At 57.3% G+C, this 6,473-nt stretch carries 2 protein-coding genes and 2 pseudogenes; 1 reads left to right on the top strand and 3 read right to left on the bottom strand.

Features of this window, described 5'->3' with window-relative positions:
• Positions 1 to 210: 210 nt before the first annotated feature.
• From AC5ZFO_RS46690 to AC5ZFO_RS46700, 3 genes and pseudogenes are all read right to left on the bottom strand, one after another.
• Positions 211 to 949: pseudogene (locus AC5ZFO_RS46690) on the bottom strand (ABC transporter ATP-binding protein); the annotation flags it as partial.
• A 2,432-nt stretch (positions 950 to 3,381) separates the two neighbouring features.
• Positions 3,382 to 3,474 (bottom strand): hypothetical protein, encoded by a 93-nt coding sequence (locus tag AC5ZFO_RS46695; protein WP_496124095.1) that lies wholly within the window; start codon positions 3,472 to 3,474, stop codon positions 3,382 to 3,384.
• Positions 3,462 to 4,014: pseudogene (locus AC5ZFO_RS46700) on the bottom strand (transposase); the annotation flags it as partial. The gene AC5ZFO_RS46695 and the pseudogene AC5ZFO_RS46700, both read right to left, overlap by 13 nt.
• A 1,941-nt stretch (positions 4,015 to 5,955) precedes the next feature.
• Here AC5ZFO_RS46700 and AC5ZFO_RS46705 point away from each other — a divergent pair.
• Entirely contained in the window at positions 5,956 to 6,330 is a 375-nt protein-coding gene (locus AC5ZFO_RS46705) for a hypothetical protein (protein ID WP_496124096.1), read from the top strand.
• Positions 6,331 to 6,473 lie beyond the last annotated feature (143 nt).

Raw genomic sequence — 6,473 nt, forward strand, 5'->3', positions numbered from 1 at the left:
AGTCTAGCCACGGGGGTCTCTCCTTCCGCATGCAAAAGGAGCAACCAGCTTAGCGTTCAGTGGCGGACCATGCCGCCGACCAATTCAGGTAGGTGCCCCGGTTACTTGTCTGCGCCATTATCTGGTGGCGCCTGGAGAATGTGACCCTCTCAGGAGCAAGGTAGCCGGCCTCGGTCTTCATGGGCGGGGCCGGCTACCGAAGGCTGCGGCGCCATAGGCGTCGCGCGCATTGCGCACATGTGCCGCGAGCTCCTGCTTCTCGACGAGGGTGACACCGGCAAGCGGCTCATCCAGCAGCAACAGCTGCGGCTGTGCGACCAGCGCTCTCGCGAGCTCCACCCGCTTCTGGATTCCGTAAGGGAGACCGCGGGCAAGCCGTTGCTTGACAGCATCAAGATGCATAAACGCGATCACCTCCTCAGCGGCGGCACGGGCTTCGGCTTCCTCGCGGCGCGCTTGCGGCGTCGACAGCATCTGCCGAACGAAACCGGCCTGCCTGTGGTGCACAACGCCCATCATGACGTTGTCGAGCACCGGCAAGCCCTTGAACAGTGCAATGTTCTGGAAGGTGCGCGCCACGCCGTGGCCTGCAAGGCGCGCCGTCGGCACATGCGCGAATCGTTCGCTCCGGAGCCACACCACGCCTTGGTCTGGGCGGTAGAACCCGCTGACTACGTTGAGCAGCGAGCTTTTGCCGGCACCATTGGGACCGATGATGGCGCGGATCTCGCCCTTCACCACCGCCAGAATCGATAGCATCCAGCGCGGTAATGCCGCCGAAGCTGAGCGAGATGCCCTCGAGGCGCAGCACGGGCACGGTGGTGCTGGAAACCAGCGCCGCCTCAACCGCGGGATGCGCGCCGCCCGCCTCCAGCGCGGCCCCGGCAGCACGCTCATGCGCGCGCGCCAAGACGAGGGCGTCGCCGTCCGATGTCGCAACTAGGCTCATGCGCCGCCCCGCCTCCGGCTAACCACTTCATCCGTAGCGATGTCGTAGAGCTTTACTTTGCAAACGGTGGTCCTGGCCATCTCTGCTTCGATTTGCTCTTGATCTGCGTCGTTGGCGAGTTCGTGTATCGTACTCGACTTTAGTTAATTCATCGGGCGTGAGGTAGAGTGCCGTCGCAATAGCCTCGGCTTCCTCGCAGTCGTGCTCATCTTCAAACTGTCTGCTGCTCATTGTACACCACGCATCATCCCGAATGCCGTCTCTTAAAGATCAACTTCGTCTGCTCGGCTGCAGCATATGCTCCGACGCCTTTACATGCTTTACATAATGAGTGAGTGGTGAGGTTCGTCGAGTATCCTCGGGCGGCACTCAACTGCGGCATTTTAGAGAGGCTCCAACGTTTCAGCGAGCGGAATTCGTTCAGTCTCGGAGGTAGTTCAACATACTGTTGCACGCATTCTCGGCCTCAGCAAAGCTTTGGAGCGGCGAGCCGAGAATCCTGAACGAGCCACGGCTCTGGTCAAGCGGACGCCACGAGGCGACGTAGCCCAACCTTCCGCGAAAGCCATGACCAGTCGGGCTCTGGAAGCTGATCACGAACGAATAGCCGTCGCTGCTCGCACTCCATATTTCCATGTCTTCGACAGCGCGATGGAATTGCAGGTGCATCAGGCTCCGTTCGCCTGGTTAACCCGAGAACGAAATGCTTCGGTCGAACGACATGACGGATCAATACATGACAGCTCTCGCCGGCAAATTGCGTCTCCTCGTCAAGGCATGGCATAGATCTTCAATTCCTTGCAGCTAGCTCACCCGGCCCAGCCACCTACCGCTACGAGATGTGAAGGTGTTCAGCGACGCCGAAACGCATTCCTTGGCATCGATTTGCCCTATGTTTGGCGCTTTGATCAACGTTTGGCGTTTTGATCAACTGCCTAAGCGGGTAGTTGACTGTGACACGAGGCGTCGCCTGAGAGAGGCTCGAGAGTTACGGATGAAAGCTCGTGGCAGGTCAGATTGAGGACGATTGCACATATAGGACATGCTAACGACAGTCGCATCCCTCAACTCATCGCGCTTTTTCGGTTTTGCTCCCTTCAACGCTTTAGCGGCAACGTAACTCGGCGCCGAAAAGTGCAAAGCGTTGTCCCTGCCATGCGCCACAAACTTTCACTGGCCAGCCTTGCCAAAAACAATGTTAGTCGCCTCGCTCCCGGGTCGTCACCCCGTGGGTAGGGCTTTGTAGCGCCATGTGGCATGCGGCGCCTATTAGGATTGGCGGCGGTCCAAACAATTAGCTACGCCAGGGACACGACCTCATCCGAAGCAAATTGAGCTTCGACAATGCGCTTAAGGTCGCGAGTTGTAACAGCAAGCGCGTGCTCACCTACCAGGACTAGTTGTTGATTAGGACGACGGAGGCATGCCAACGTTGCTAACGAAGCTGACGCTGGTCAAAGCGCCGGCTTGCCCAAAGGCAGGGGGCGTTCGCAAATAGTAGCAAATAGTAGAGGAGAGATATCATGGATCGCTCTGTCGCCGCTATCGCACTAACGTGTCTGGGAATCGCCCTTTCCAGTGATGCCGTCGCACAGACGGCTAGACAGGATAACAACACCCTTCCAGGGCAGGAGCGCGCTCTCAGTGTTGCGCCCGGCTCAGTGCAGCCGACCAGAGGAGTCGTGTTTTTAACAGCGGCAATCAACTCAGACGGCAGCATAGCGGGCTGCTTCGGTTGCAACACCGCGAACACCAAGAGGTTAGAGGCCGGCATATATATCTGATCGATTTCGGACACAACGTACAAGCAATCAAGAGCTGGAGCCGGTGGGTTCAGGCGGCCGCCTTGACGATCGGTGCGGAAAAGGCTTGGTGTAACACTGCTGATCGGGCCGGCAACGACAATGCAGTTTGGGTGAACTGCCAGACTAGCAGTGCGCCGGTTGATGCATCCTTTTTCTTGTTCGTCGCAAGGTAAAGCGACCGAACTTTCGTGGTGATCCCACTCCAGCGAGGATGATCGGCCTTCCCACGCTGATGGAGGAGTGTATTTGCCAGTCAGGCATCTCGATCTCTTGCCCGCACAGGGGTGCCGTCTCGAACCGCAATGATGACAGTGCGCTTACAACGAAGGCCTAACTCGCTCGAGATAATTCGCTTCGCGTTTCTAGCGGTATCGTTAATGGCCGCGAAGCTCGCATGATCCTGCGCGAAGCGAGACCAGCGCAACGCCTTTATTCCCCTGATGACGTGACTGGTCTCCTCATGGTCAAAGAAGGTTGTCGCTAAAAGAGGACATCGGTGTCGCCGCCCTAATTCGGAACTCGGCAACAGCGACTGGGTCAGACAGGGCTTACTTTTACTTCACCCGCGCCACCTGCGTACAAAATCCGAGACTCCTAACCGGTGCCGGATGAAAGCGCACTGACAGATCAGCTGGTCTGCCGGGCGAAGCTGTCGTCTAAGTCCCCTTCGATCACCTCGGTCGCGTATAACTGATCGAGCAGGTCGGCTACTGCGAGCACGCTCGTTCCGTCAGTCGTGACCTGCCTAGCAAGCGGCGGTTTGCGATGGTGTCGCGCTTGATGCGGTTTCGTTCTGCGAGGATCGCCTCAGCCCTGCCGACGTAGACATCGGCTGGCGTGAGGTTGTTGATGCTCTCATGATAGCGGACGTGATTATAGTGTTCGACAAAGGCTCCTACTTTGACGCTCGAGATCACCGGGTAGGTAATAGTTGTCGAGCAGGATGCGGTTCTTCAGCGTCTGATGCCAGCGCTCGATCTTTCCCTGGGTCTGAGGATGGTACGGAGCGCCGCGCACGTGCTGCATGCCCTTCTGGTCGAGCCACTCGGCCAGATCATCCGCCACGTAACTCGAACCATTGTCGCTGAGAAGCCTTGGCCGGTGCGCGACGGCGATGTGGTCAAGGCCGGATGCGGCGAGTGCCTGGTCGAGGGTGGCTGGGACATCGGAAGCGCAGGTGGGACCAAGCCTCCAGGCCACGATGTAGCGCGAGAAGTCGTCAAGCACGGTCGAGAGATAGTACCGCCCCAATCGAACCACGGGACATCATCGATGGATGACTTGCTAACGCGCTGTGTTGGCGCGAGCCCATTCATCTAAGGACTGGCACGGCGTTTGCTAGAAGAGGGGGAAACCATGTCTCCACGCGGCAGGGGTTAGCAATCTCGAGCGTAAACGGTGACAATTGAAGCCCTCTTGGCTGCCTTGGCTGCAGGGCAGCAACGACGTGCGCGAATTAGCGCGCCGATCTTCCCTATTCCCGCTTGAGGTAAACTTATGAAACCTGTTCTTGTCTTTGATTGGAATGGACCGCTGCTCGATGATGCGTGCGCATTGCTCCAAACGACCAATGCCATACTACATCGCTTTGGTCATGCACCAATCGACATGAGGACTCTTCGAGAACATTGCGATGTTCCACTGTCTCGGTTTTCTTCAATCTCGGAATGTCGCAAGATGAGGTCGCGATGGGAGCGCAAATCGATCGCGTCCAGCCGACGTCATGCTCGCGACAAAAATTTAAATCTGTTTGAGCTCTCGACCAGGATCGACTCTGGAAGGCGTCCTTCGCTCACAACCGGCGTGCGATACTCGATGCGGCCCCTAGGCGCGCGACAAGGGGCTCAAAGGGGGGCGCCGAGACCAAAGCCGAGACGGTCCGCCACCCGTTCGGCAAACGCACGCACAATCGCTTTTGAGGCGCTTAGGGGGATAGGCGGAAAATAGGTTATCACGGCGTTGGATACAGTGATTCGGCAAACATATATGGAACCAGTTAACAGAATCAACTCATCCATGGGCGGAAATCTCAAAACTCAATGAGATATCTGCTCAACCAAGGACCGAACGGCGCAGTTCAGAGCAGCTTTCCTTGCCGGGGCGACGCGGCAGCCTGGGCTGATTGTCTCGCGCGGGAGACTTTGCGGGATGCTCTTTGCCGACCAGCGCGGGACCGAGTTCACCACTTAAAGCTACGGACCGTCAGCAAAGCGATCGGGTGCCGAACACTTGTACCGGTAAAATGGCCACCCTTGCTTGCTTGACCGATGAGCATACGAGGCGGGAAATTGGCGGAGGTCGGCAGGCGCCGTCCCTATCGCGCTCTCGACCGTGTGTCCACGCAGGCTTGCCTGCCACGTCAATTTACCAGAAGAGAATAAGAACCAAGTATCTCGAAATGGGTTCAAAGATGAGCAACATAGATGAAGGCCCTTGCCATGGAACCCGATATTGGTGAGCCTCTCAGGCGACCTGAGGTGGTCCCCTTTGAAGGAGCCTCTGATTAATCCAGAACCGCCTGACCTACCGGTAGTCCCGACCAAAGTACCCGGAAAGGAACCGGCATGAACTTTACCGTCGGTGAACTTGTGGGCCATCGCTATTGGATTGTGTCCTGGGATGGGAAACTGTTTGGGCCGCATAGCTGGCGCCATTGGCTTCCTCAAGAGCCCATGTCGGGCGGTAATGTTAATCATAGCGGCCCGCGGGTGTGTACGCCCTCGCGAACAGGGACTTGGTCGAGCGCTTCATTGGGACCGTATCGGCGCGGAGAGAGCTTGCAAATACTTGGCGGTCCGCGCCTCTTCTTCCGCCACCCGGCCGCAAGGGCCAGTCGCTCTCGCAATTGGCTCGGTATTGCTTTGGGGCACAATCTGGGAGCATGAGTCAGGCTACCGCGCGCAGTTCGGTCGAGTGCGGACAATTGATGAATGGCTCATAGGCGAAGAGTTCGAACAGCGTCAAACGGAAGGTGTGCTTCTCGAGCGGTTACGAAAGGAGTACGGTTGTGCTTCCAGGCAAGAGATGGATTCTTGCTGAGCACTTCGGACGAACTCAACGAACGTCGGCTGCTTGCTCGCGATCAAGCGCTACTAAATGAGATAGGTTCGACTTGTTGCCGGTTGTGGTACTTTCCGAAGGCTCTTGGTCGGATCTGACCACGCAGCGCGTTGCAATCCTGTTTAGACTGGGAGACGTTGAATGCCCGCGAGAAGAACCGAACACGAGAAACGCGAACGGCAGACACGTCCAGAGCCTGAACTGGCCGCCCAGGCATCAGCCTCTGAAGCGGGTGGCATCGCGGACGGTGTTGAAGAATCGGCGAGGGCCGCATCACGCCTTTCATTTACGTCTCCGGAATGGCAAAAATCTATCGAAGAGACAACAAACCTATTCGCTGCGGCATTGAAGGACGGGCCAAAGCTGGCTGCTTCCTCTCTGCACGCTCAGGCCAATCTTCTCAAGAATCTTGCCGAGTCCAAAACTCCCTCTGACCTTATGAAGTGCCACCTGGATTTTGCGGAGCAGTTCTGGTCGAAATCGTTCAGCGAAGGCTCAAAGATAAGATCATTTTAGAACGGGGCCGTCATCTGCATCTGCGGCAAGGTGAGCAAAATAGAGCCGATCGCGCGCTATTCCCTCGTCGTCCGTGAAGAAGGCGGGAGAGCGCTGATTTAAGCGATCTTTTGGGCAGGGACAGTTTCGGTGAACGCCCGGAT

The sequence above is a fragment of the Bradyrhizobium sp. Unk1 genome (genome assembly GCF_059512345.1).

Excerpts from the sequence above, each read along its gene's own strand:
- AC5ZFO_RS46705 (WP_496124096.1), top strand. The coding sequence starts at position 5,956 with ATGCCCGCGAGAAGAACCGAACACGAGAAACGCGAACGGCAGACACGT.